This window comes from Streptomyces sp. NPDC001157, assembly GCF_053598255.1.
Genome location: NZ_JBSFJW010000063.1, coordinates 1 through 22332 on the forward strand (window position 1 = coordinate 1; position 22332 = coordinate 22332).

A 22332-nucleotide genomic window follows, 5' to 3' on the forward strand; every position below is an offset into this window, starting at 1 on the left:
CACCAGCAACACCACCACCCCACCCTGCCACCCCCAAAGGACAGCTCCCCAGCGGAGGGGCGGAGCACCCCAAGGACACGGCAGAACACGGCAGAACAGAACAGACAGGACAGACAGGACAGGACAGACATCCCCCACCAACCCGCCACACCAACACCGACAAGACCCGACAAAACCCACACCAACAAACCCGGCAAAACCGACACCGACAAGACCCAGCACAAGCCACCACACCAACCCACCACAACCCACGCCCGCACCGGGCAACAACCCCCACAACAGGCCGCCACCTGCCCCACACCCACGCCACGACAGACCCCGAACCACCCCCACAGCCCCCACCACCCGGCACCCGGGCGGCAGGGCGGCAGGGCGGCAGGGCGGCAGGGCGGCAGGGCGGCAGGGCGGCAGGGCGGCAGGGCGGCAGGGTACGCGGCTCCACCACCCCCGGCCGCCCACACCACCCCACGGGACCAGTGCCCCCACCGCCCAACAACAGCCAGAAGACCCGGCGGCGGAAGATCCCTCAAGAAGGCGGCCCAGTGGTGCGTACGCGCCCGCCGAGCTCACAGCCGCCCTCATCGCCTTGCTTCACAACCCGCGCCAACGCCCAACAGCCCGGTGAACCTGCCCGGTCACAGCACCAGGGCTTCATCGTTTCTCGCGGTCTGCCCGACTGACTGAGTCTCACGACGCAATGTCGCATGAGGTCCCGCGGCCGGGTGCCGCTGCGATCAAGCCGGACACCCAAAGCTTCCTCTGGCCAACCCTGGCCGGATGGTGGGAGCCTACGAGGCGCATCTGCCGAATGGGGCTTGGTACATGGGGACTTGGATAGCCGGGCTGCTCGGCCCGCTGGCGGGCGGGGTAGCCGTCGTTCTCACGACGTACTGGACGACGCGCGCGAAAGCACAGGCTGAAGCCCGCAAGCTGGATGCGGAAACGGAGAAGACGCGGGCTGAGACAACCCAGATCCTTGCCGAGGCGAACATCCGTCCCCAAACGGTGCCCGCCGAAGACGACCTCCCCAAGGGCTGGGGAGTGTCGGGATCAGTGCCTCAATACTACGAGGTCGGCATCGACTTCGAGATCCATCAGTCGGGACGCGCGTGCGCCTTCATCCGTTCCACGCATCAAAGCGCAGATTATGCATCACTGTTGCAAACAATCAGGGCCGATGTCTACAGAGGCTCCCGCGTGGAGCTGTCTGCAATGGTTAAGGCGAGGGATGTAGCCAGTTGGGCCGGTCTCTGGATCAGGGTCGACGACGCCACCGAGAAGACCCTCGCGTTCGGCAACATGTACAACGCGGAACGACGCATCGCCGGCACTGCGAACTGGCGAAGATGCAGCATCGTGTTGGATGTCCCCGAAGCCGGCGCCTACCTCAACTTCGGGCTCTTGATCCAGCGAACCGGAGAGGTGTGGATGCATGACGTCCGATTGGAGGTGGTCGGCGACGACGTACCAGTGACCGATTTCCTCGCTATGCTCCCTCGTCGTCCCGTCAACCTGGACTTCGAGGACGGGACCAACTGACGCAGGTCAGGGTGCGGGGCAAGGTGAAATCGCTCTGCGCCAGTCGAGGGTCGGCAATGGCTCGATCCCCCCAACGCGGCAGTCATGGGCGGTTCATGATGGTTCGGCAGGTAGACGCGCAGACGCGGCTCCCGGTGATCATGGAACGGCGACCATGCGCCTGGGGCGCCAGCTCTCGTTCCGAAACCGATCTTGGGGAGCAGCCGCGGAAGGTTACTGAAGCAGGACCATCTTGCGGAGCAGGTCGAATCCTGCCCGCCCGTACATCTGCCTCTTGATCTTTTTCACCCTATTTACGGCGCCCTCCGTGCCGCCTGAGCTCCAGTGCACGGTGAGTCCGGCGATCACGGCGTTCAGGTCGGAGGTGAGTCCGTGAGCGAAGCCGGTCATCCCCGGCAGGCGTGTGGCACGGGCGGCGCTAGGGCCTGTCTGACAATGCCAAGGGCCGTATCGGCGGCGTCTATGAGGGCGGAGTGGGGCGCGGTCTAGGACGCGCTGTCGCTGGCAGCCTCGCTGCGGTGCAGCTCCAGGCGATCGACCGCTTGCTCGCTCCATGCCCGGATGACTGATGCCTGCTCGGGGGTCAGTGAGTCGAGGAAGTGGCGGCGGATGTTGCCGCCGTGCACGAGGATGGCACTCTGGGCGGCGCGGCGCCCCTCGGCGGTCAGCCCGATCCCCGCGCGGCGACCATCGGCCCCGTACTGGGTGCGCTTGACGAAGCCGCGTTTTTCCATGCGCGTCAGCTGATGTGAGACGCGGCTCTTGTCCCAGTCGAGCGACTCGGAGAGCTCGCCGACACGCATCTCGCGGCCGGCGGCCTGCCACAGCGTCACCAGGACGCTGAACTCGGCCTTCGAGATGTCGCAGTCACGCTGTAGACCACGCTCCAGCTCCCTGGTGAGCAGGCGCTGCGCGCGCATCCAGGTATCCCAGAACTCCCACTCCTCGGGTTCCAGCGATCGAGTCTCCACCATGTCGCCGAGGATACCGCGACCAGGAGAGTTGTCACTTCAACTCTTTTCAATCTAGAGTTGACGTGACAACTCTCCCGGAAGGAAGCCATGCCACTTCGCATCGCAGTCATCCTCGGAAGCACCCGCCCCGGACGCCGCGGCGACCAGATCGCCGCCTGGGCACTGGAGGCCGCCCGTGCCCATGGTGGAGCCGACTACGAACTCATCGACCTCGCCGACCACGACCTCGGCAACCTCGACGAGCCCGGCAACCCGAACTTCCAGCAGTACCAGCACGACCACACCCGCGCCTGGGGCGCACTCATCGACAGCTTCGACGGCTACGTCTTCCTCGTCCCCGAGTACAACCACTCCTACCCCGGAGCCCTGAAGAACGCCCTGGACTACGTCTACCGGGAGTGGAACGACAAGGCCGCCGGGATCATCAGCTACGGCGGCTGGGTCGCCGGGGCCCGGGCCGCCGAGGCGCTGCGGCTCGTCCTCGCCGAGCTCCAGGTGGCCACGGTCCGCGCCCAGCCCACCATCTCGACACATCCCTCGTTCCACACCGGCACCTTCGTCCCCCAGGAGGGCCTCGACACCGCCGTGAGCGACATGCTCGACCAGGTGATCGCCTGGTCCGGCGCCCTGCGCGGGGTGCGCCAGGCCAAGACCCAGACGGCCACGGCTGCATGAGGCCAAGTTGGTGACCGATCACGTGACAGGACGCGGCGAGCTGATGGACGCTGCTTGAGAGGCGCTGAAGCCCTTGCTGCCGGCTACCGATGGGCCAGGCCGCCCGTGGCGCGACCACCGGCAGGTAATCAACGGCGTGTTATGGCGGTTGCGAACAGGTGCTCCCTGGCCTGACCTGCCGGAACGCTACGGGCCGGGCCGTGGCAGACGGTTTATGAGCGGTTCGCCCGTTGGGAGCGGGACGGGACCTGGGCCCGCCTCCTGGAGCTGATTCAGGCACGCGACGACTCCGTCGGAGCGGCGGAATGGACGGTGTCGGTGGACTCCACCATCAACCGCCCCCACCAGCACGCGGCCGGCGCCCGGAAAAGGGGGCGGACGCGAACGGCGGGCTGGAAGGTTCGGCACGCTCGGCGCCGACCAGGCGCAAGGCCGCTCCCGCGGCGGGCTGACCACCAAAGTCCATCTCGCCTGCGACGGCCGGGGCCTGCCCCTGGCTGTCATCCTCACCCCCGGCAACGTCAACGACTGCACCGTGTTCAAAGCGGTGCTGGAATCTGTGCGGGTGCCTCGGACAGGCGCGGGGCGGCCGTGCCAAAGACCCGACACGGTCATCGCGGACAAGGCGTACTCATCCCGGGAGGTCCGACAGGACCTGCGGCGCCGGGGCATCCGCGCAGTCATCCCGGAGCGGACCGACCAAAGGGCCAATCGCCAGCGTCGCGGCAGGGCCGGTGGCAGACCACCGGCCTTCGACGGGTTCGCGTGTGGTCGTTGGATGAGGACTGATCGGGGGCCGGTTTGGGCGGGTTGGGGCCAGGTGTGGTGTTCGGCCCTTTTGAGCCGGTAGTTGGACATCTTGCGTTTGACGACGCGGGGCTGGCTGCGCAGGCGTCTGTGCGGCAGGAGACGTTCGAGCAGGTCGTGCTGGAGCACGACGAGGGTCCTGACCTGGAGGTCAGGGGGAAAAGCTGCCCGGCGTGAGGATCACACTGCGCCGGGCGGAGCGCAGGGTTTCGGTGAAGGAGATCCGGTCGGCATCCAGGCCCCGGGTGGCGGCGGTTCTCACCATCAGCTCGCGCAGCGCATGGTGGACCAGCAGGTGCGCCCAGATCTGTTGCAGGACGCCGTCGGGGGTTTTGCTGCTGAGCACGACTCGGGTGCCGCGTTGATGGGTCTTGAGCTCGGCGAAGACGGCTTCCGCCTCCCAGCGCTCCTGGTAGAGCGCGGCCAGCTGGCGGGCGGGATAGCGGCGGGCGTGGAGCAGGGTGGTCACCAGCCGGTAGGCCTGACCCTCACGGCCAGTGCCGTGCAGCTGGTAGGCCACCACCCGCACGGTGACGGGATCGGTGTGAGCGGGATCGGTGTGGGCGTGGATGCGGGAGATCCAGGATCCGTCCCGCAATTGCCGGTCGACGGGCAGGATGCGGTTGGCGGGCACCCGCCACAAGAGGTCGGCACCCGTGACGGTGAAGCTCCGCCACAACGGCATGCCGAGGAACTCCCGGTCGGCCAGGACGAGTTGGCCCGGCCCGCCAAGGTGACTTCCCCGGTCCGGCAGCCGACCAGCTCGGCGTCCAGCACGAGGTGCGTGCCCACCTCGATCAGCCAGGCCATCCGCACCTGGGGAAAGGAGCTCTTGTCGTGGCCGCGGGGGTTGCCGGGGCGGCCGAAGGCGGCCTCTTTCGCCGGGCTGTCGGCGACGTCCCAGCAGGTCCCGTCCACCGCCAGGAGCCGCAGTCCGTGCCAGAAGGCGCCCGGGGTGTCCTGGGTTCCCATCGGTTTCGCGGTCGTGGCGAACAGCACCCGCAGCGGCGCCGGACCCAGCCGTTGCCGGGCCCGAAACAGTGACGACTTCGCCGGGATGTGCCACTCGCCCAGCAGTCCCTGGCCTCGCAAGCCCTCGACCAGGTGCCGCATCACCTCCAGATACGGCGCCGGCGAGAACAGGGCCGGCCCGAGCACGAAGTACACCACCAGTCGGGCCGGCAGCAGGCGTCGCGCTGCTCCGCACGACCGCACGCGGCCACCACACGATCCACCAACCCGGACGGATACACCCAGGTCAGCAGCCCCAAGCCCGATAACTCACCGACGTCTACAGGCACCCCGCACCACCCCCGGGAGCACTGCACAGCAGCGTACGCCCACGAGCTATTGCAACGGCATTGGCCCTAAGGGTTGTCCCGCATTGCCGGGCTGGGGGTGGTGGGTGGTCGGCTCGGTCGGGGCCATACTGTTCGTTGGGCGAGCAGTCACGCTTGTCGAAACGCGGACCCTGGCCGGCGCCGACGGAGCTCTAGGACCGGTTCGATCCCGGCCAGGCTCATGGAGGTCGAATCAACTGTGTGGACCGAAGTCGTTGCGGCCCTGCCCGGCACGGCCGTCTTCCAGTCCCCTGCATCGGAGTCGTCGCTGATCCGCTGCACCACGGTCCTCGGCCATCCACTGCCTACGGACCTCGCCGATCTCCTCCGCGAGAGCAACGGCATCGAGGGCGAGTACGGAGACGGGCTCATCTGGTCGGCCGAGCGCATCGCCTCCGAGAACCAGAGTCTTCGCGAGGACGCTGAGCTTGCCACCCTGTACATGCCGTTCGATCCGCTGCTCTTCTTCGCGGATGCAGGAAACGGTGACCTCTTCGCGCTCCTCCCCAGGATCGACCGGCCCGACGTCTTCGTCTGGAACCACGAGGACGACAGCCGCACCTGGGTGGCGCCGAGCCTGGCCAAGTACCTCGAATGGTGGCTGACGGGGCAGATCAAGCTGTAACACCGTGGTTCACGGCTCAGCGTGCCACGATGAAATGATCTTGACATGGCTGGTGTGATCACGGCGTCGGAACCGTCCTGGATAGCCCCATTCACCGGGCTGCGCCCCCGCGACTTCCGCAAGCTGATCACAATGCTGCGGCGGGCAGGAGCCGACCGAACCCGTCCAGGGCGCCCCTGGTCGCTGCCGTTGGAGGATCGAGTACTCCTGGTCGCGGCGTACTGGCGAACCAGCCTGACATTGCGGCAGCTGGCGCCCTTGTTCGGCATCTCAAAGTCCAGCGCCGACCGCATCATCGACCACACCGCGCCACAGCTCGCCTTCAAACAGCGGCGGCGCTTGCGGAGAGACGCCGTGTTCATCGTCGACGGCACCCTCGTGCCGACCCGCGATCACACCATCGCCGAGCAGTTCTGCACGTCGCCTCCGGCTATTCGGTCCGCTACCACGCCTCCCTGCCCGGTGCCCTCGTGCAGCGCGCCACCGAGCGCGGGATGACGATGCTCGCGCTGACTGACCGGGACACCGTCGCGGGCGCGGTCCGCTTCGAAGCAGCAGCTCCTTGCCCGCCCAGTCACGCAGCTTCTTCTGCAGGTCGGCGGCCCCACGGTCTTCGGCGGCGGCTCGTCCTATCCGGCGCCGGGCACCACGATGGTCTGCTCCACGCCCAGCAGGTAGCCGAGGGTGTGTCTACGAGTTAGAACGGGCCGCCCAACTCGCAGCGCTCCACGTGGTGGTGGTCACCGCTGACGGCGGCGAGCTGGCCAGCCTGGTTGGAGTCGTAGACGCGGCCAGGCGGCGCAGCTCCTCGGCGGGCATCCACGAGTTGTTCAGCTCTGGGAACGCGTGATGGTCGGGCCCCTCCGGATGAGCCATGGCCTGCTTGTAGTTGAGCCACGACCAGGCATCGATCAGCAGTTCGCGCAGGTGCCTCACGGCTGCCGCTCCAGGCGTGCCAGGCCCGCGCCCGCGCCGACCAGGATACGCGGGGCAGTAATGGCGCCTTTCTGCCGCGGGGCTGCAGAGGGTTTGGGAGAGTACAGCTCCAACACACCTGGTTCACAAGGCATTCGCGAGGAGAACACTCGATGAGAACAGGCGTTGTCGCTGTGGCCGTACTCGGTTCCGGCGCATTGCTCGCCGCCTGCGCGTCTTCACCCGAGCCCGCTGCTGCGCCTGGTGTCCGCTCGGTCTACTCGCCGACTTGGGCCGCCAGCCGCGCGGCGTCGGCGGCGCCAGATGGCGTGTGCACGATCTACCTGTACGGGCACGCCGCCCGTGCCGAGGTACGCAGCGCCGGGGAGTCCAATCCGGCGGGTGAGTGCAGCAGCCTCGCTCGTTCCCTGTCCGGAGGTGGTGACTTCTGGACCACGCAGGCCGTCGCCGCGCAGGGGCTCGTGCCCGTGGTCTGCGCCGTGCAGAAGAACGGCGTCGTGGCCGTGGTCCGCGACACCAGCAGCCAGATATTCGGGCAGAGCATGTGCAGCGCCCTGCTGCAAGGCGGCTGGGCCGAGGACACACAGGCCGAGCAGACCGCGCAGCAGCAGGACCAGGCGACGGAGCATGCGAGCGCCCAAGCCAGTGCGCGGGCGGCGGACCAGAGCACGGCACAGGACGCGCTCACACGTCTCCAAGGCTCCAACAGCTCCTTCACGAACGCCAAGTCGGTGCGTGGCGATGTCGTGACAGCCGACAAGGACCTCGCGCAGGAGCGGAAGGACGCCAAAGGCGGAAACGGCGACGGCTGCTACAACGTCGAGAACGTGGTCGGCTACGACGCGGAGAACAATGTCGGCTACGACGTCACGACCACGGCCAGCTACGACGTCGACCAGGAGCAGCAGGGGGTCACAGAGCTGCGGTCCGAGATCACCGCCCTCAAGGACGCGCAGTCAGCTCTCACTGCTGACGGACTGCCCACTCTTCCCGGCGCCAGCACGGCCATCGCCACGGCGGAGGCGCACATCACCACCGCGATCGCCACCACGAACAAGGCCATCGACCACCTCAACGCCGACATGACGACCGCGTACAGCATCGCCAATACGCTTGGCACCGGCGAGTGCGCCGACAGCGGCCCCGGCGAGGCACCCGAGGGGCTGTCGCACATGTCGTGAACGAAGGCGGCCCGCCCTGCCCCACCCGCTCGTCGTTCGCCCCCATGCTCCGGGAGCGATCCTCGAGGACGTACAGGTGCGTCGTAGCCGCGGGCAGCCCCGATGATGCCGGTCACGTCGCCGATGGCCCACTCTCCGCCGGCGGGGTCGACGGCAACGATGACGCGAGCGAGGTCGAGGCCGCCGAACTCGGCTGTGGTGATGCGGTGGCTGTTGATCCACGCCCGCTGCCACACGCCGCCCTCCGGCGGCGCGGCTCCCGCGCCCGATCTCATCTGGGGTGGTTGGAATCAGAGTGCTGTCTGTCGGAGCGCCCCGACAAGACAACGCAATCAACGTGGCTCCATGTCAGTCGAGTTGGTCGGGTGGCCCGGGGGAATCTCACCCCCGGGCCACCCGACCGAAGCCGGATGAGGGCCCTGGCGCCCGGGCTCGACATCACCACCGTTGCATGGGCGACCGTCGTCAGGGGCCGAGGTGGATGTGGGATGCCCACAGGTGGGGCCCCCTCGGATGCGCGGCGCGTGCCCGCCGAATGGCGCCGTGCAGCGCCGCTGCGGCCTGTCCGGTGGCCACACCACCGCCGCCCCGCCGCAGCCGCGTGTACACGTCCGTGGCGATGTCTGCGGCGACGGCGTCCTGGATGGGCCACAGAGTACCGATCACCTGGCGGTATCCGGCGAGCTGGAAGGCGCTCGCCAGATGGATGGCCTCATCGGCGAGGGTGATCCCGCCCGTCGCGGTCTGGCAGGCGGACAGGTAGGCGAGTTCGGCGGTGCCGAGCCGGAGGCGGGCGAGTTCCAGGACGTCGAGGGCGCCGTCGTACAGCCGCAGGTGCCCGTGCGAGGGATTCACCAGGTCCTGGCTCGCGTGGCAGGCGAAGTGGACGACATGACTCGTCGGCAGGACATCAAGGACATTGGCCCGAGTGGCCCGGTCGTCGACCAACTGTCGTGCGCTAGGGAAGAGACGCCCTATGTCCTTGCTCTCGCGCTGTGCATTGGGAAGGTCGTCCCCGGGGAGAGCGACGACCGTCACCTGCGCGGGCCTGGTAGCCCACGCACCGTTGCGGGCGTGGGCCAGCGTACCGACGGTGGGCGCGTAGGAGGATATGACCCGGTCGAGCACTCCGTCGCCCACCCGTCCGGCGGCGTGCAGGGGCAGCAGCGTGAGCAGTCCCGTCGGGACCCACCACAGCCGCGGCGGCGTGCTGTCCCGGGGAACGGGACGCCGGCCGAGCGCGTCCAGCGCAGGCCTGGCGACGGCGTCCCACAGCCAGGCGAGCACGTCCTCCATGGTCGCGCGGGCGCTCAGCTTCGCCGGGTCCTGCAGCGCGAGGTAGAAGTCGACGACGTACTCGGCGACCCGCTCCGGCGTGACATCGACAAGGGGCACCGTGTGCAGTTGTTCGGCCGTCAGGATCAGTGCGTCGCTGCGCCGCTCGGCAACGTTGAGCACGACGATCGGGCCCTCGGCGGCGGCCGCCTGGAGCCGACGTGCGCCGGGCCGTCGAAGAAAGTCCGCGAGTGAGTCGTCGAGGCGGCGGATCCGCTCCACGAGGCCGTCCCACTCCCGTGCCAGGAGCAGACGCTGCTCGTAGTCGAGGTCGGAGGCCTGCGGGGCGGCGGTCACCTGCTCGGACAGGAGGTCACCGGCACCGGCCGAGTCGAGGGCGTCACGAATCGCCTCGAGGCGTTGTGCGAGTTCGGGATGCAGGGACCGGAGCCTGCCGATGTCCGTACGTGTGTCGAAGGTCCGGCTGAGCAGCACACCCCGGCCGTGTTCCAGCATCTCCAGCGCACGGGCGGCGTCGCCCGCGAGGAGCGCGTAGGCCGCGGCATCACCCGCGAGGCCCTCGTGGTCGATCAGTATCCTCTCCTGGTCCCGGCGGGGCAGTCCTCTCCAGGCCAACAGGGAGAGCAGCTCGCTGGCTCGCGAGGCGCCGGCCACGGCATCGGACCAGTCTTGCACGTCCGCGGCGAGGGCCGTCCAGGCCTTGGCCGCCTGCAGCCGCAGGGAGGCCGGAGCGGTCCTCATGTCGGCGACCTTGACCAGGTGCTCGCGGGCCTCGCGGCGGGTGGCCTCCTCCAGGGTCCGCCGGTACCGGCTTGCCAGCGCCTCACCCAGCGCGCACAGGGTGGCGGCCCGGTTGAGTTCCTCGGAGTCGAAAGGAAGCTTGCCGCGCAGGGCGTCGACGGCCTCGTCGATGTCGCTGAGCGGACCGCCCTGGTCAAAGCTCAGACGCAGGGCGTTGGCCAGGTTGGCCTGGGCGAGGGCTAGCCCCCGGGGATGGTCGGCCGGCCTCAGCCGTACGGCGGCGCGGAGCGCCTCGATGCCCTGATCCAGGTCGGCGCGGAGGCCACGGTGCTGGAAGCGGGTTTGGAGCATCGTGCCGAGAAAGCTCATGGCGGCGGCCTGGGAGGCAGGATCATCCTGGGAGGCCGCGACCGCCCGTCGGCACACGTCGAACGCCTCCGCCAGGTCCGCATCGTCCTTTGTCCGGCGAAACCGGCCATGGAGCCATCCGGCCAGGGAGATCAGAGAAACACACTCGGCGAACGAGCCCTCGGGGGCCGCGGCCACGGCGAGGCGACCCAGCCGTATGGCCTCGTCGATATCGGCGAGCCCGCCGACACGCTGGAACCGGAACCACAGGGCGGTGCCGAGCCCCACCAACCTCTGCGAACGCTCGGGATGGCCCTCTTCGGTCGCGGCCACAGCGGCGCGGAACGTGTCGATGACCTCGTCCGGGTCGTACTGCGCGCCTCCGACGACGACTCGGTCCAGGAGGGCCTGGCCCAGGTCGGCCAGTCTGCCGGTGCGCTTACTGTCGTTGTGCGGGGTGGCTTCGATAGCGTGCCTCAGCGCCTCGATCCCCCGCGAGAGGTCCGTCGCGGCGTCGCGATGGCCGAGCGTCCGCGTCAGCATCCCGCCCAGCAGTGCGTACGGCAGGGCGCGGCCGGGATCCGCGGACGGCCAGGTCCGCGCCGCCTCTTCCAGCAGGTCGATGGCCTCGTCCGCGTCCCCCGGTGCGACGTCGCGCTCATAGCGGCTGATCAGCGCGGCGCCGAGGTGTACCAGCGCATCCAGCCGGGCATTCTCCTCACCCAACGGCGTGACAGAGCCGAGCAGAGGGACACCGCTCTGCTTCTGCGCCGCGGAGAACCGCAGCGCCGTGCGCAGCGCACCGACCGCGTCGTCCAGGTCCGCCGGATCGCCGGTGCGGAGGAAGCGGTCGTACAACGCAGTACCGAGGAACGCCGGCGCGGCGGCCGGGCTCGGCCGCAGATGCGGGGAAATGGTCAGACCCGCGACGTCGCCCGCGCCGCCCGGATCGGCAGTGACCTGCGCGGCCGCCTCGCGCAGTCCGCGGAGCGCCTCCTCCTCGTCGGCGGGCCTGTGCGTGGCGGCGAACCTCTCCAGCAGGAGATGGCCGAGCACGGTGAGCGGCAGCACCAGATGGGCACGGACCTCGGGGACGAGCCGCACCGCTTCCCGCAGGACCTCGATGGCCTCGTCCCGGTCGGAAGTGCTCCGCCGGTCGAAGTACCGGTTACTCAGTGCCAACCCCAGTTGGGCCACAACCGACGCACGGTCCGGATCGCCGACGAGCGCCTCTGCCGCCTCCCGGAGCACATCTACCGTCTCGTCGACGTCGGCGCCGGGGGTCCCGGTCGACGATCCGATCAGGAGCGCGGCGCCCAGAAGGCTCAGGGTGATGCCGCGCTCCGGGTCGTCGGGCCTCGACCGCAGCTCCTGGCGCAGGAGGTGTGCCGCCTCCACGGCCAGGGTGCCGTCACCGCTCTGCAGGGCGTCGACCACCATGGCCAGAGCGGGGTCCTCTTCCCGCTGCTCTGTGCTGTCGAACGGGCCTGCCAACGCGATCACCGGTTCAGGTACCGCCGCCGGATCCAACTTCCGTATCACACGGCCGAGTTCGAGCGCCCGCGAGCGGTCGGCCCGCCCGTCGTGTAGTCCCCGTTCGTCCGCGCACGCCGCGTGGAAGCGAGCCAGTACTTGCAGGGAGGGAAGATCCGCACGGCCAGCGACAGCCGCGGCCAGCCGTTCCGCCACGGCCCGGGTCCGGGCTGCGAGGACGGCCTGCGGATCGCCGGTGGCCAGATGGCGGTCGAGCCGCCGGGTGAGGCGGCGACGGAGAGCGGCCGTGCGCAGCCCGGCCAGGACGTTGACGCCGATATCCACGGGCCTCCATCTCTCGACGGCCTCGGCCCCCAACGGGGGTTGGCAAGTTGGGTGTTGGGGATAACAAACCAGGATATGGGGGGCTACGCCATGGGTGATGTTCTCGCGAATTTGTGCGATGACTTCTTCGGTATGTGTCGCCTCGCCGAGCGGCGGGGCATGCGCGTGATCTTCGACGAGATCGTCGAAGCGGTCCGGGACGGGCGGCGGCCCGATGCCGCCCGTCTTGCCGAACTGTTCTCGTCCCTGGGTCTGGACGTGCACGAGGGCGACGGCCCGGCAGCAGGTTCTCCCGATGCGGGCACCCGAACAGTCGGTGCTCAGGGGCCGCCACCCAGTGGGGTGCCATCGGTGACCGCGGGCAGCGGCCATGTGACGGGCCGGCCGTACGTCTGCCCGCTGCGCGTCTGCCACCGCACCGTGTTGCGGCGGGCCGGGCAGGACGCGCCGATGTGCGACATCGGTGAACGGCCGCTGGTGGTCCGACGATGACAGTAGCGACCGGGGTGGGAGCGAAGCATGGGATCACTGCTGACCGATGTAGGCCGGCGGATCGCGGATCGCTGGCTGAGCGCGCTGGTGCTGCCCGGGCTTCTGCTCGTGGGCACGACGGCGGTGGCGCTCATGCTCGGTCATCGCCATGCCCTCGACACGCGGTTCCTACTCAGAACGCTCGACAACAAAGTCTCCGGGCTGGATGGGCGGCCGGCTGCGATCGGGGCGCTCGTCGTGGGCGCCGGCCTCGCCGCGGCCGCCGCAGGCCTGGTGAACCAGGCCTTGGCCACGCTGGTCGAGAGGGTCTGGCTGCAGCAGTGGCCGGAGAAGCTCCGTCGCCAGTTGGTGAAAAGCCGCCGGGAGCGATGGGAAAGGGCAGACAGTGAGTACGAGTCCGCCCGCAGCCTGGCTCCTACCCCTGACCGCCAAACCGACCTCGACCGGCTGGCGGCCCGCCGTAGCCGGATCGGAGTCGAGCCTCCGTGCCATCCCACCTGGATCGGCGACCGGATCTCGGCCGCGGACCGTCGTGTGTGGAGCCAGTACCGCATCGACCTAGTGTCGGCGTGGCCGCGTCTGTGGCTGGTCCTTCCCGATTCGGTGCGGACCGCGGTCACGGGTGCCCGTGATCGCTTCGACGCGGCCACCCGGCTCACCGCATGGGCGCTGCCCTACGCCGTGCTCGGACTGCTGTGGTGGCCGACCGCCCTGGTCGCGCTGGTCACGGTGGTGGCGGGATGGCAGCGGGGGCGGAACACGGCGGTCGTCCTGGCCGACCTCGCCGAGGCCGTCGTCGACCTGCACGGCCACGACCTCGCCGCGGCGCTGCACATCGAGGCGCCGACAGACCATCCGCTCACCCACGCGACCGGGCTGCAGATCACCGAACAGTTGAGGAAAGGCGCATGAGACGGCCGCACGACGTCGCCCTGAGAGCGGGCTGCCCCGCAGAAGCCACGACTTTGCGTGAATCATCCAGTGCCAACCCCGCCATCGGCAGACTCGCTGTTTCCGGCGAGGCCAGCCACCGGATCTCCGGTTCCAGAGACGGCAGATGGGCTCGCTGGGATACCAGCTGCCGCGGTTTGGCTTCGTCTCCGGCAGTAATCCGGACTTCGTCCGCGGAGCGGCGGGCAAGAAGCTCCACCGCGAGCAGCAGCGCCACGGGCGGCCACCCCGCCACCAACACCGGCTTCCACACCAGAGCGGGCGCTGCCGCGATGCTCCCTGAGAGGGAGACGGCAACCCCAAGTAGGAAGGCCAACCACATGACAGCGCGCGTGCGCCGGTCACGCCCATGGGACGGCTTCAGAACGCCGACCGTCGCCAGCAGAAGCAACCCGTCAACCGACAACGGCCACAGCCTCGCACTCGTCCGGTCCGCGCCACCCTGCAACACGAACTCGCGCTGATGCACATACGAGGCGCACGCCGCGACCCCGCCACCACAAGCGCCCCCATCCGCCGCATCCACGCATCGGAATCGACCCCACACCACACGACGGGCCGCCTCACCGCCCCGCCCTCCCCCTCGCCGTCGGACAACCCGGTGGTGCCTACGGCCTCGATCCACGTCCTGCGGCCCGGTGGCGTCCTGGTCTCCGACCTCCCCGAACGGATCCGAACGAGGCGGCGAAGGCCCCGGAACGGGGCGTCCGGGTGGAGACTCACCTCGTGGAGACCGAGCACGCCGGCATGAACGCGATCGCCGATGTGGCGGCGTCCGGCGCACTGCGGGCCCACATCGCTTCGCCGACGCCGCCGCGATGGCCGCGGCGCGGGCGTCGCGGCAAGGCCGGCGGGTGACCGTCGATGTCGCCGACTACGCCACCGGCGGTGCGGTCGTCATCCACTATCCGATGCAGGACGGCACCGGCTGAGGCAGGACGGTACGCTCAAGGACGCGTTCGGTCGTCCGCCTCGGCCAGGTCCGGCCATCGGCGGAACGCCGTTCGCGATTGCCGGTTCGTCCAGGGTCAAGGGGGGCCGATGTCCTGGCCGGATGTCACGGTGGTTGATGCGTGCGTGCGGCGCGACGGCCGGGGCGGCAGCCCCACGGCCGTCACCGACGACGACCCGGCGGCGACGGACGCGGACCGGCGTGGGGTCGCTGCTGCGGCCGGCACCTCGCACGCAGCGTTCCTCGGCCCGGGGCGTACGCCGGACGGTGGCCGGCCTGTCCGGTTCTTCACCGCCGGCGCCGAACTGTCCGGCTGCGGCCACGGCACCGTTGCCGCGCAGGCCGTCCGGTTGACCCGCACCGCGCTGGGCGAGCTGAACGACCGCCAGCACACCGGCGGGCGCACGTTCGACACCGTCGCGATCCGCCGCCCCGTCGGCATCGAGGTGTGGTTCGACCAGGGCCTTGTCGCGCTGCGTCACCCGGCACCGGACGAGCGCGCCGCGATCGTCGCCGCGCTCGGGCTCACCGCGGCCGACCCGCATCCGACCGACGCACCACGGATCGCCGTGCCCGGCGCACCCCGCATGCTGGTACCGGTCCACGACCGGTCGGCGCTGCTCCGAGTCCGCCCACACCTCGGCAGGCTGACAGCGGCGTGCCGGCGGTACGGGCTCCTCGGCTGTTTCGTGTATGTACCGCCGGTGGACGACCGACTGGGTGCGGCGCGGATGTTCGCGCCGGCGATCGGTGTCGACGAGGACGTCGCCAACGCCAACAGCACCGGCTGCCTGGCCGCCCACCTGCTCGACACAACAGGGGCACAGACGGTCGCGATCGAGGTGGAGCAGGGGGACGCCCTCGGTCGACCGGCCAGCGTGCTCGCTTCAGCCCGACGCGGGCCGGCGGGCATCACGACCCGGGTCGGCGGGTTGGCGGTGGTCCGCGACGGACGCCAAGGCGACAGCTGACGAGTCGTAACGAAATGAGCTAGTGGTTGCGTCGGGAATGACGCTGTGTCAGATCTCGTTTATGCGGCCAGAGGGGGTGCGAGTCGGCCGAGACGAAGAGTGCGAGCAAGCCGTGGGAGGTCGACGACGGTCTATGGGCACGGATCGAGCCGCTGTTGCCGGTGGTCTGGCGCCGATACCGTCATCCTGGTCAACGCCGCCTGGATGATCGGCAGGTGCTCTCTGGCATCCTGCTTGTCCTTCACACCGGCATCCCGTGGCGGTTTCTTCCGCAGGAACTGGGCTTCGGTTCTGGGATGACGTGCTGGAGACGGCTTCGAGACTGGAACGAAGCCGGGGTCTGGCAACGTCTGCACGAACTCCTGCTCGCAGAGCAGCGAGCGGTCGACAAGCTCGACCTCTCCCGGGCCGCCGTCGACTCCAGCCATGTCCGGGCGATGAAGGGAGGGCCGGCCACCGGCCCATCCCCGGTGGGTCGAGGCAAGACCGGCAGCAAGCACCACATTGTCGTCGAGGCCCACGGAATACCGCTGGCCGCGATCACCACAGGCGGCGATCGCGACGACATCCACCATGCCTTCGTCACGCTGGGCTGTGCCGTCATCTGCTGGCGACGGCTGAACCCGCCGCTGTGACTCCAGTCGATGGAGCCCACAGATCGTCGCGCACGTCAGAGCGCTCTTCCGGACCGCTGTCCAATTTGGATCACGGCGAGCTGTGGACGCGTTGAGCAGTGTAGATGACCGTCAGGCGCGGGTCTGCGACCTGGCCGCCGAGTTCGTCGACGAGCGAACCGAGGCGGGTGAGAAACTCCGCGCGGCTCGGCGGGGCGAGTTCGGCGATGTTCGGGAATGTGGACCACTGGTCCCGCGCGGTCTGGGGGGTCAGGATCTGACTCCATTCGATGATCTCGACTGAGACGTCGTCGAAGTAGCCGCCGGCGGTCAACTGCCTGCGCCAGCGGTCGGTGTCGAGCACGTGCGAGCGGCTGTCCCGGTAGCCAGTCTCGGCGGGCAGCAGGTCGTGGTAGACCTCATCGAGCCGGTCGCGGAAGATCGTCGGCCGCTTGGCGTCGCCGAACTCGTTCCACCATGCCGCCAGCCAGCCACCCGGACGCACCAGCCCGGCGATCTTCGCGGTCGATGTGGCCGGGTCGAGCCAATGCAGCGCTGTCGCCGCCACCGCGAGGTCGAATCCGCCTGGCAGGTCTGCGGACTCAAAGTCGCTGACAGTGATCTCCAGCCGGTCGCACGCGAGATCGGCGGCGAGGATCGCGGCCAGGCTCTCGCCGGGCTCGACCGCGACCACGTGCGCGCCGGCCGCTAACAACGGCTCGGTAGCCAGGCCCGTCCCGGCACCGATCTCTAGCACCCGCGCGCCGGGCCGCAGTCCGCACCGCTCTGTCAGCAGGTCGAAGATCGCGTCGGGGTAGCGTGGTCTGCCCCGTTGGTAGGTCAGCGCATCGGCGTTGAACGACATCCGTCGAGCCTCGCGCGTCGTGTCAGACATCATCGATCCCTCAGTCACGGCAACATCCTGGGCAGCGCTGGCGTCGAGGTTGGATTCTTGATCGTCCATTCCGACAGTCTGCCCAGCTTGGCCCTGCGGAGCCACAGGGATTTCGCCCCGCCGACGTGGCCGCGCGAGTACCGTGCGCAGCCAAGCCGCGCTCATTTTGGCTGCGCCTCGGACGCAGCTGGCCGTCGATGCTGAGGATGTCGTGCAGTCGGTGGCGGAGCGCGCAGGGAGCGCACCTCCCGTGGTAGGAGAGGTGAGCCACCGTGCCGCAGGTCCTGGTCGGGGTTGCGCCACTTGTCGGCGTCGACCACCCAGATCTCCTTGCACTTGAGCTGGTCGCGTAGGGCCTGGAAGGCGACGACCTCGTAGACCATGCCCACCACCCGGCGCCGGCCCCGCTTGTCCGTACGGTTGACAACCTCCGCCCAGTCCCGGCCCATCGCTTTGTGTACCGGCACCGTCTCGCCCAGCGGGTAGTAGCCGTCCACCTCCCCGCCGCCCGCACCCTCGGAGGCTTCCCCGAGCCGATGGAAGACCTCGGCACCGGACACCGGCTGTCCCTGCTCGGCGCGGACCTCACCGCCTCTGCTGTCGCCGTCCTCGACGAGCCGTACGCCGAACCGTCCGGGCTGACGAACCTCCATGCGCTCGCCTTCACCGCCTACACGCACCGTGAGGTGGGCGCGCATCACGCGCGCCCACCCCCCGTGTGTCTCCCCGACCCGCTGGAAACGCCGGGGCCGGGGCGACGGCGATGGCAGTCCCCGTCGTCCGGGCCGGCTCCAACGGATCAGGCGGTTCGCCGCTGGGTCAGAGGACGTTGACCGCGCTCCAGGCCGCAGCCACGGTGGCGTACTCGGGGCTGGTGGCGCCGTAGAGGTCCTTCGCCGCGTTCAGCGTCGCGGTGCGGGCGCCCTTGTAGTCAGTGGTCGAGGTCATGTAGACGGTCAGCGCCCGGTACCAGATGGCGGAGGCCTTCTGGTTGCCGATGCCGGTGACGGTGGAGCCGTTGTAGGTGGGGCTGTTGTAGGAGACGCCGTTGATGGTCTTGGCGCCGCTGCCCTCGCTCGCGAGGTAGAACCAGTGGTTGCCGACTCCCGAGGAGTTGTGCACGTCGAGCCGGCCGACGGACTTCGACCAGTAGTCGGCGGAGCGGCCGTCCAGGGACGGCTTGTCGAAGCGGCGCAGCCACGGCGGGGTGGACTGGTCGCTGAAGAGGTAGTCGGGGGTGTCGATCGGGTTGTTGGCGTACCACTCGACCATGGTGCCGAGGATGTCGCTGGTGGCCTCGTTCAGGCCGCCGGACTCACCGCTGTAGCGCAGGTTGGCGGTGGCCGAGGTGACGCCGTGGGTCATCTCGTGGCCCATGGTGTCGAGGTCGACCTGCTCGGGGTCGGTGGTGCCGTCGCCGTCGCCGGTCATCATGCAGAAGCAGGAGTCCGACCACTGGGCGTTGTCCCAGTTGGTGCCGACGTGGACGAAGACGGTGGCGCCGCGGCCGTCGTTCTTGATGCCGTTGCGGCCGAAGGTCGTCTTGTAGTAGTCGAACGTCTCCGCCGTGTTGGCGTGCGCGTCAACGGCGGCGGTGGCTCGGTCGGTGGAGAACTTCCTGCCGTCGCCCCATATGTTGTCGGCGTCGGTGAACAGGGTCCCGGAGGAGCTCTTCAGGGACGAGGACGAGAGATTGTGCGCGTCCTTGGTGATGTGGCCGCGCACCGGGTCGATCAGGGCGAAGGTGCCGTCGGCCTGCTGGGTGGTGTCGATGCCGACGTCACCGGTGTACTCGGAGTGGCCGGTGCCGGTGGACTCGCGCTCGGCGTCGTAGTTCTCGATCGCCGCGCCGGTGGTGGCATCGGTGACGAAGACCTCGCCGTGCGGCTGGCCCTTGTCGCCCAGGCCCTGCACGGTGGTGCGCCAGGCCAGGCGGGGGGTGCCGTCGGCGGCCCACACGATCAGCTCGGGGGTGGACTTGGCGTTGCTCACCAATCCGTGCGAGCGCTTCAGGGCGCTGGCCGCGCTGCCCTTGGCGGCGACGGCGGGAGTGACGGACTTGAGCGCCACCTTGTGGGCCTTGGCGCGGGTGGATCCCTTGAGCGAGCCGTCGGCCTTCTGGTGGACGACGAAGTCGCCGCCGACGATGGGGAGGCCGCGGTAGGTCCGTTCGAAGCGGACGTGCTGGGTGCCGTCGGCGTCGATCACGACGTCCTTCACATGGAGCGTCTGGCCCGCGCCGAACCCGAAGGTGTCGGCGTGCCGGGTCACGTTCGCCTTGGCCTGGGATATCGCCGTGTCGCGGACGGAGGTTCTGTGCTGCACTGCATCGGTCTGCGAGTGCGCGGGTATGGCCATCGCACCCGTGGTGATCACGCCGGCGGCGACCATCGCGGAAAGGGCAAGAAAAGGACGGGACATGACGGGGTGATTCCTTCGCTCGTCGTGGGGTGACGACGTCCTTGGACGTTGACGCGAAGTGTTCAACAAGTGACATGTCCCTGACGTGACTTCATCTGGGATATAACTGCGGAGCTATAGGGCACGGGAACCCGTGGCCCGGCCGGTCACCTGCGCTCGCCGAGAGCGAATCCCTCTCCCCCGTTCTCCCACCAGGTCAGATACTGCGGCCGCTGCCGCACCAGCGATAGATAGGCAGCCAGCAGACGCTCGCACGCCGCGTCGGCGAGCTCGGGTGGAACCGATGCCGTGTTCCAGGCCAGCAGCAACCGCCGGTGGAACGGGACGTCCACGAGCGGACGCTGCACGGTGCCCTGGGCGGAGACATCAGCGGTCGGCCACACGCCGCAGACGGCACGACGGCCGGCGACCAGGATCTGCGCCACGGACAGGTCCGGCGTCACATGGGCGATGCGGGGAGTGAATCCCGCTGACTGGCAGGTGAGATGAAGGTACGCGTGCACTCCGCTCTCGTCGGCCTCCGGCATGACCCACTCCTCGCCCGCCAGCTCATGGAGGCTGACCATCTCCTGGCGCGCCAACGGGTGGTCCTCGGCAAGCAGGACGAAGACCGGCTCGCGGAGCAGTGTGCGCGTCGTCACCGACTCGCCGACCGGAAGGGGAAAGCCCGGGAACTCACCGAAGACCGCGATGTCGCATTTCGACAGGCTCAGCGATTTCAGCAGGGTGTGCACGGAGCGGCGGGCATCTATGGTGAGCCGGCGTTCCGGGACGAGTTCGAAGAGGGCGGAGAGCAGCAGGGACACCAGAGGGCCGGCGGTTCCGCCCGCCCTCAGCGGGGCGGTGGCCTGTCTGTCCGTTTCGGCCGCCGAGCGCGCGTACTCGCGCAGCCGGTCGAAGCCGACGACGAGGTCTCGGGCGCAGCGCAGGACGTACTGTCCGTTCTCGTTCGGCGTCACCCCGTCGGAGCTGCGGATGAAGAGCGGGCCGCCCAGCTCGTGTTCGATCCGCTTCAGTTGAGCGCTCGTGGCCGGCTGAGAGAGCTGCAGTCGTGCGGCGGCCTTGCGGATGCTGCCGGCTTCGGCGACGGTGAGCAGGACACGCAGGTGCCGGAACTCGAGGTGCATGACCATTCCCCGCTCAGCGCGGAGGGACCTACGCACCCCCCGTGACCAGCAGAACCAGCTGCCCGACGGCATGGTGACCAAGAATCTGACGGACCCGTCGGAGCGGCAACCACGGAACGGTAAAACCTCCGTGCGAACGCTGCGACGTTGCACCGGCATCATGGTGCCAGTCTGCATATGTCGGCATGATTCACCGGGCAAGAAGCCGGCCTCTCTCCCGTTGATGTGCCAGTTGGCAGCGAACCACTTCGATTCGCACATCCGAAGCGGGATGGGATCCACATACTGGCGTCCGTGGCGGTATGCGCCTTGCATTCCGCGAGCGTCATCGTCCTCTTCGGCACGTCCGTGACGGCGGGGGCCAGCTGAGCCCCGGACGCCCTGACTTCTCCTGCTCTGGCATTGGGTACATCCCCTCGAAGGGACGCCGGACCGTTCCTGCGGACGGCGTTGCTCGTGATCGTCCTGTGCCGCTTGATCAATCCCACGGCCTCGGGAGTTTCACCGGCCTTCAGCCGTTTGAAGATGGCGTCAGGGGACTGCGTCGGAGCGTCCGTTACGCAGGTGTCGACTGTCATCGAGTCGGCGTGGGGCGCCGCCTGCGCTGCTGAGGTCCCCAGCAGCGCCAAGGCCATCGTGGTCAGCAAGGTTGTGAGCGTGTGTCTCAGACTGTGCGTGTGGTCCCTCCGTGAGACAGGGGTCACGAACTGGCCCCTGTCGAGCCCTGGCCAACAGGGAGTGAACGTACGTCAGTTCGACCCTTGGTGCCGTGGGTATTGCCGCTCACTCGGGGAAAGAAAGAGCGAATCAGCCACGATCGACAGCAGCGACCTACATACGGCGGACCACCACTCGGCGGGAGACGGACGCACGGTCACGGACCGCGCGGTCTTGTCATACGCGCCGACCATCGCCGCCCTGCGCGCGGCCCTGCCGGAGCGTGGGCCGCCGGTTGCTTGCAGGGGCCACTCGGCCTCCGCGCGGGCAGCGAGTTTCGTCTCCCATCGGGTCTCCAGGGTGCGGGCGACCAGGCGGTTTTCTGGGCCAAGGACGCAGCCCAACACCTGTCCGCTCAAGGCATCACCTTAGAGATCACGCCTCGGCTCCAGGGGTCCACGGACGAGGAATGGATCTGGGCGAACGATCCGATGCCCTGGTGCACCCGCAGCGAGATCCGCGAGATCTCCAACGAGGCCCAGAAGATCCATGACGACATCCGCAACGGCCATCTCCGCATCCACGCCCACGACTTCTCGTGGTAGTTCCTGACGCTCTCACCAAAGAGCGGCCTTGTAGGGGCGCTGAGCACCGCGTGCGGGATCTGTCGTTACTCCGATGGTTGTGAGTTCTCTCAGCCGGAGGGGTAGTGGATCTGTTCTTCGTCAGTCGGGCCCGCGTACACGAGCGGCCCGAGTTGTACGGCAGGGTCGGAGAGAAAGCCGTACGACGGCTGGACTTCAGCGCCCTGCCGATCGTCTGCCGGTGTTCGTGGACGAAGAACTATCGCTTCTCGACCAACCTGCAGGTCGTGATCGACGCCAACAGCCGCCTGGTGGTGGTGATTGACCTGCCCCTGCCCGGCAGCCGCAATGACTGCCGGGCCTAACCGAGTCCGGCGTCGACCGGGCT

The 22332-nt window shown here is 68.8% G+C and carries 16 protein-coding genes and 5 pseudogenes; 11 read left to right on the forward strand and 10 right to left on the reverse strand.

The window, feature by feature from the left end:
• Positions 1–777 precede the first annotated feature (777 nt).
• Positions 778–1539, forward strand: coding sequence for a hypothetical protein (locus ACWDAG_RS45950; RefSeq protein ID WP_450701553.1), 762 nt, complete (start codon positions 778–780; stop codon positions 1537–1539).
• 213 nt (positions 1540–1752) lie between these two features.
• Here the strand turns inward: ACWDAG_RS45950 and ACWDAG_RS45955 are convergent, their stop codons facing one another.
• A complete protein-coding gene (locus tag ACWDAG_RS45955; protein WP_450701575.1) occupies positions 1753–1929 on the reverse strand; it encodes a hypothetical protein in 177 nt (58 codons plus the stop codon).
• A gap of 95 nt (positions 1930–2024) precedes the next feature.
• The gene (locus ACWDAG_RS45960) at positions 2025–2513 is read right to left on the reverse strand and encodes a MarR family winged helix-turn-helix transcriptional regulator (protein WP_450701554.1); all 489 of its coding nucleotides are present in this window, start codon (positions 2511–2513) and stop codon (positions 2025–2027) included.
• A gap of 87 nt (positions 2514–2600) precedes the next feature.
• On the opposite strand from ACWDAG_RS45960, the gene ACWDAG_RS45965 reads away from it, so the two are divergent.
• Positions 2601–3188, forward strand: a complete 588-nt coding sequence (locus ACWDAG_RS45965) for an NADPH-dependent FMN reductase (RefSeq protein ID WP_450701555.1) — start codon at positions 2601–2603, stop codon at positions 3186–3188.
• 64 nt (positions 3189–3252) lie between these two features.
• A pseudogene (locus tag ACWDAG_RS45970) lies at positions 3253–4038 on the forward strand (IS5 family transposase).
• 108 nt (positions 4039–4146) lie between these two features.
• Here ACWDAG_RS45970 and ACWDAG_RS45975 read toward each other — a convergent pair.
• Positions 4147–4680 (reverse strand): transposase, encoded by a 534-nt coding sequence (locus ACWDAG_RS45975; protein ID WP_450701556.1) that lies wholly within the window; start codon positions 4678–4680, stop codon positions 4147–4149.
• 362 nt (positions 4681–5042) lie between these two features.
• Positions 5043–5210 (reverse strand): annotated as a pseudogene (locus tag ACWDAG_RS45980) (transposase domain-containing protein); the annotation flags it as partial.
• A gap of 324 nt (positions 5211–5534) precedes the next feature.
• Between ACWDAG_RS45980 and ACWDAG_RS45985 the strand changes: the two are divergent.
• The 3 genes and pseudogenes from ACWDAG_RS45985 (at position 5535) to ACWDAG_RS45995 (ending at position 8077) form a co-directional block, all read left to right on the forward strand.
• Positions 5535–5960, forward strand: coding sequence for an SMI1/KNR4 family protein (locus ACWDAG_RS45985; protein ID WP_450701557.1), 426 nt, complete (start codon positions 5535–5537; stop codon positions 5958–5960).
• Between the two features lie 45 nt (positions 5961–6005).
• A pseudogene (locus ACWDAG_RS45990) lies at positions 6006–6371 on the forward strand (helix-turn-helix domain-containing protein); the annotation flags it as partial.
• A gap of 833 nt (positions 6372–7204) precedes the next feature.
• Positions 7205–8077 (forward strand): hypothetical protein, encoded by an 873-nt coding sequence (locus ACWDAG_RS45995; protein ID WP_450701558.1) that lies wholly within the window; start codon positions 7205–7207, stop codon positions 8075–8077.
• Between the two features lie 465 nt (positions 8078–8542).
• On the opposite strand, the gene ACWDAG_RS46000 is transcribed toward ACWDAG_RS45995, so the two are convergent.
• Positions 8543–12280, reverse strand: a complete 3738-nt coding sequence (locus tag ACWDAG_RS46000; RefSeq protein ID WP_450701559.1) for a CHAT domain-containing protein — start codon at positions 12278–12280, stop codon at positions 8543–8545.
• 90 nt (positions 12281–12370) lie between these two features.
• Here ACWDAG_RS46000 and ACWDAG_RS46005 point away from each other — a divergent pair, with 90 nt between their 5' ends.
• Together ACWDAG_RS46005 and ACWDAG_RS46010 are read left to right on the forward strand one after the other, a co-directional pair.
• The gene (locus tag ACWDAG_RS46005) at positions 12371–12772 is read left to right on the forward strand and encodes a hypothetical protein (RefSeq protein ID WP_450701560.1); all 402 of its coding nucleotides are present in this window, start codon (positions 12371–12373) and stop codon (positions 12770–12772) included.
• Positions 12773–12799: 27 nt separating this feature from the next.
• The gene (locus ACWDAG_RS46010; protein WP_450701561.1) at positions 12800–13684 is read left to right on the forward strand and encodes a hypothetical protein; all 885 of its coding nucleotides are present in this window, start codon (positions 12800–12802) and stop codon (positions 13682–13684) included.
• Here ACWDAG_RS46010 and ACWDAG_RS46015 read toward each other — a convergent pair.
• Positions 13656–14507, reverse strand: a complete 852-nt coding sequence (locus ACWDAG_RS46015) for a DUF2637 domain-containing protein (protein ID WP_450701562.1) — start codon at positions 14505–14507, stop codon at positions 13656–13658. The two genes, ACWDAG_RS46010 and ACWDAG_RS46015, sit on opposite strands and share 29 nt — an antisense overlap.
• 257 nt (positions 14508–14764) lie before the next feature.
• On the opposite strand from ACWDAG_RS46015, the gene ACWDAG_RS46020 reads away from it, so the two are divergent.
• Both ACWDAG_RS46020 and ACWDAG_RS46025 read left to right on the forward strand, forming a co-directional pair.
• Positions 14765–15646, forward strand: coding sequence for a PhzF family phenazine biosynthesis protein (locus ACWDAG_RS46020; protein WP_450701563.1), 882 nt, complete (start codon positions 14765–14767; stop codon positions 15644–15646).
• A gap of 143 nt (positions 15647–15789) precedes the next feature.
• Positions 15790–16215, forward strand: a pseudogene (locus ACWDAG_RS46025) (IS5 family transposase); the annotation flags it as partial.
• A 136-nt stretch (positions 16216–16351) separates the two neighbouring features.
• Here ACWDAG_RS46025 and ACWDAG_RS46030 read toward each other — a convergent pair.
• From ACWDAG_RS46030 to ACWDAG_RS46045, 4 genes are all read right to left on the reverse strand, one after another.
• On the reverse strand, positions 16352–17224 hold the full coding sequence (locus tag ACWDAG_RS46030) for a class I SAM-dependent methyltransferase (protein WP_450701564.1): 873 nt from the start codon (positions 17222–17224) through the stop codon (positions 16352–16354).
• Between the two features lie 92 nt (positions 17225–17316).
• Positions 17317–17808: a hypothetical protein gene (locus ACWDAG_RS46035; protein WP_450701565.1), complete on the reverse strand. Its 492-nt coding sequence runs from the start codon at positions 17806–17808 to the stop codon at positions 17317–17319.
• 166 nt (positions 17809–17974) lie between these two features.
• Positions 17975–19576 carry a M4 family metallopeptidase gene (locus ACWDAG_RS46040; protein ID WP_450701566.1) on the reverse strand — a complete coding sequence of 534 codons (1602 nt, stop codon included), beginning with the start codon at positions 19574–19576 and terminating at the stop codon, positions 17975–17977.
• Between the two features lie 146 nt (positions 19577–19722).
• Entirely contained in the window at positions 19723–20703 is a 981-nt protein-coding gene (locus tag ACWDAG_RS46045; RefSeq protein ID WP_450701567.1) for a LysR family transcriptional regulator, read from the reverse strand.
• 1492 nt (positions 20704–22195) lie between these two features.
• Between ACWDAG_RS46045 and ACWDAG_RS46050 the strand changes: the two are divergent.
• Positions 22196–22306, forward strand: a pseudogene (locus ACWDAG_RS46050) (IS5/IS1182 family transposase); the annotation flags it as partial.
• Between the last annotated feature and the right edge of the window lie 26 nt (positions 22307–22332).

Excerpts from the sequence above, each read along its gene's own strand:
- ACWDAG_RS45955 (WP_450701575.1), bottom strand. The coding sequence starts at position 1,929 with ATGACCGGCTTCGCTCACGGACTCACCTCCGACCTGAACGCCGTGATC.
- ACWDAG_RS46020 (WP_450701563.1), top strand. The coding sequence starts at position 14,765 with ATGTCCTGGCCGGATGTCACGGTGGTTGATGCGTGCGTGCGGCGCGAC.
- ACWDAG_RS46040 (WP_450701566.1), bottom strand. The coding sequence starts at position 19,576 with ATGTCCCGTCCTTTTCTTGCCCTTTCCGCGATGGTCGCCGCCGGCGTG.
- ACWDAG_RS46030 (WP_450701564.1), bottom strand. The coding sequence starts at position 17,224 with ATGGACGATCAAGAATCCAACCTCGACGCCAGCGCTGCCCAGGATGTT.
- ACWDAG_RS46035 (WP_450701565.1), bottom strand. The coding sequence starts at position 17,808 with ATGGAGGTTCGTCAGCCCGGACGGTTCGGCGTACGGCTCGTCGAGGAC.
- ACWDAG_RS45975 (WP_450701556.1), bottom strand. The coding sequence starts at position 4,680 with ATGCCGTTGTGGCGGAGCTTCACCGTCACGGGTGCCGACCTCTTGTGG.
- ACWDAG_RS46045 (WP_450701567.1), bottom strand. The coding sequence starts at position 20,703 with ATGCACCTCGAGTTCCGGCACCTGCGTGTCCTGCTCACCGTCGCCGAA.
- ACWDAG_RS45950 (WP_450701553.1), top strand. The coding sequence starts at position 778 with ATGGTGGGAGCCTACGAGGCGCATCTGCCGAATGGGGCTTGGTACATG.
- ACWDAG_RS45965 (WP_450701555.1), top strand. The coding sequence starts at position 2,601 with ATGCCACTTCGCATCGCAGTCATCCTCGGAAGCACCCGCCCCGGACGC.
- ACWDAG_RS46010 (WP_450701561.1), top strand. The coding sequence starts at position 12,800 with ATGGGATCACTGCTGACCGATGTAGGCCGGCGGATCGCGGATCGCTGG.
- ACWDAG_RS45960 (WP_450701554.1), bottom strand. The coding sequence starts at position 2,513 with ATGGTGGAGACTCGATCGCTGGAACCCGAGGAGTGGGAGTTCTGGGAT.
- ACWDAG_RS46005 (WP_450701560.1), top strand. The coding sequence starts at position 12,371 with ATGGGTGATGTTCTCGCGAATTTGTGCGATGACTTCTTCGGTATGTGT.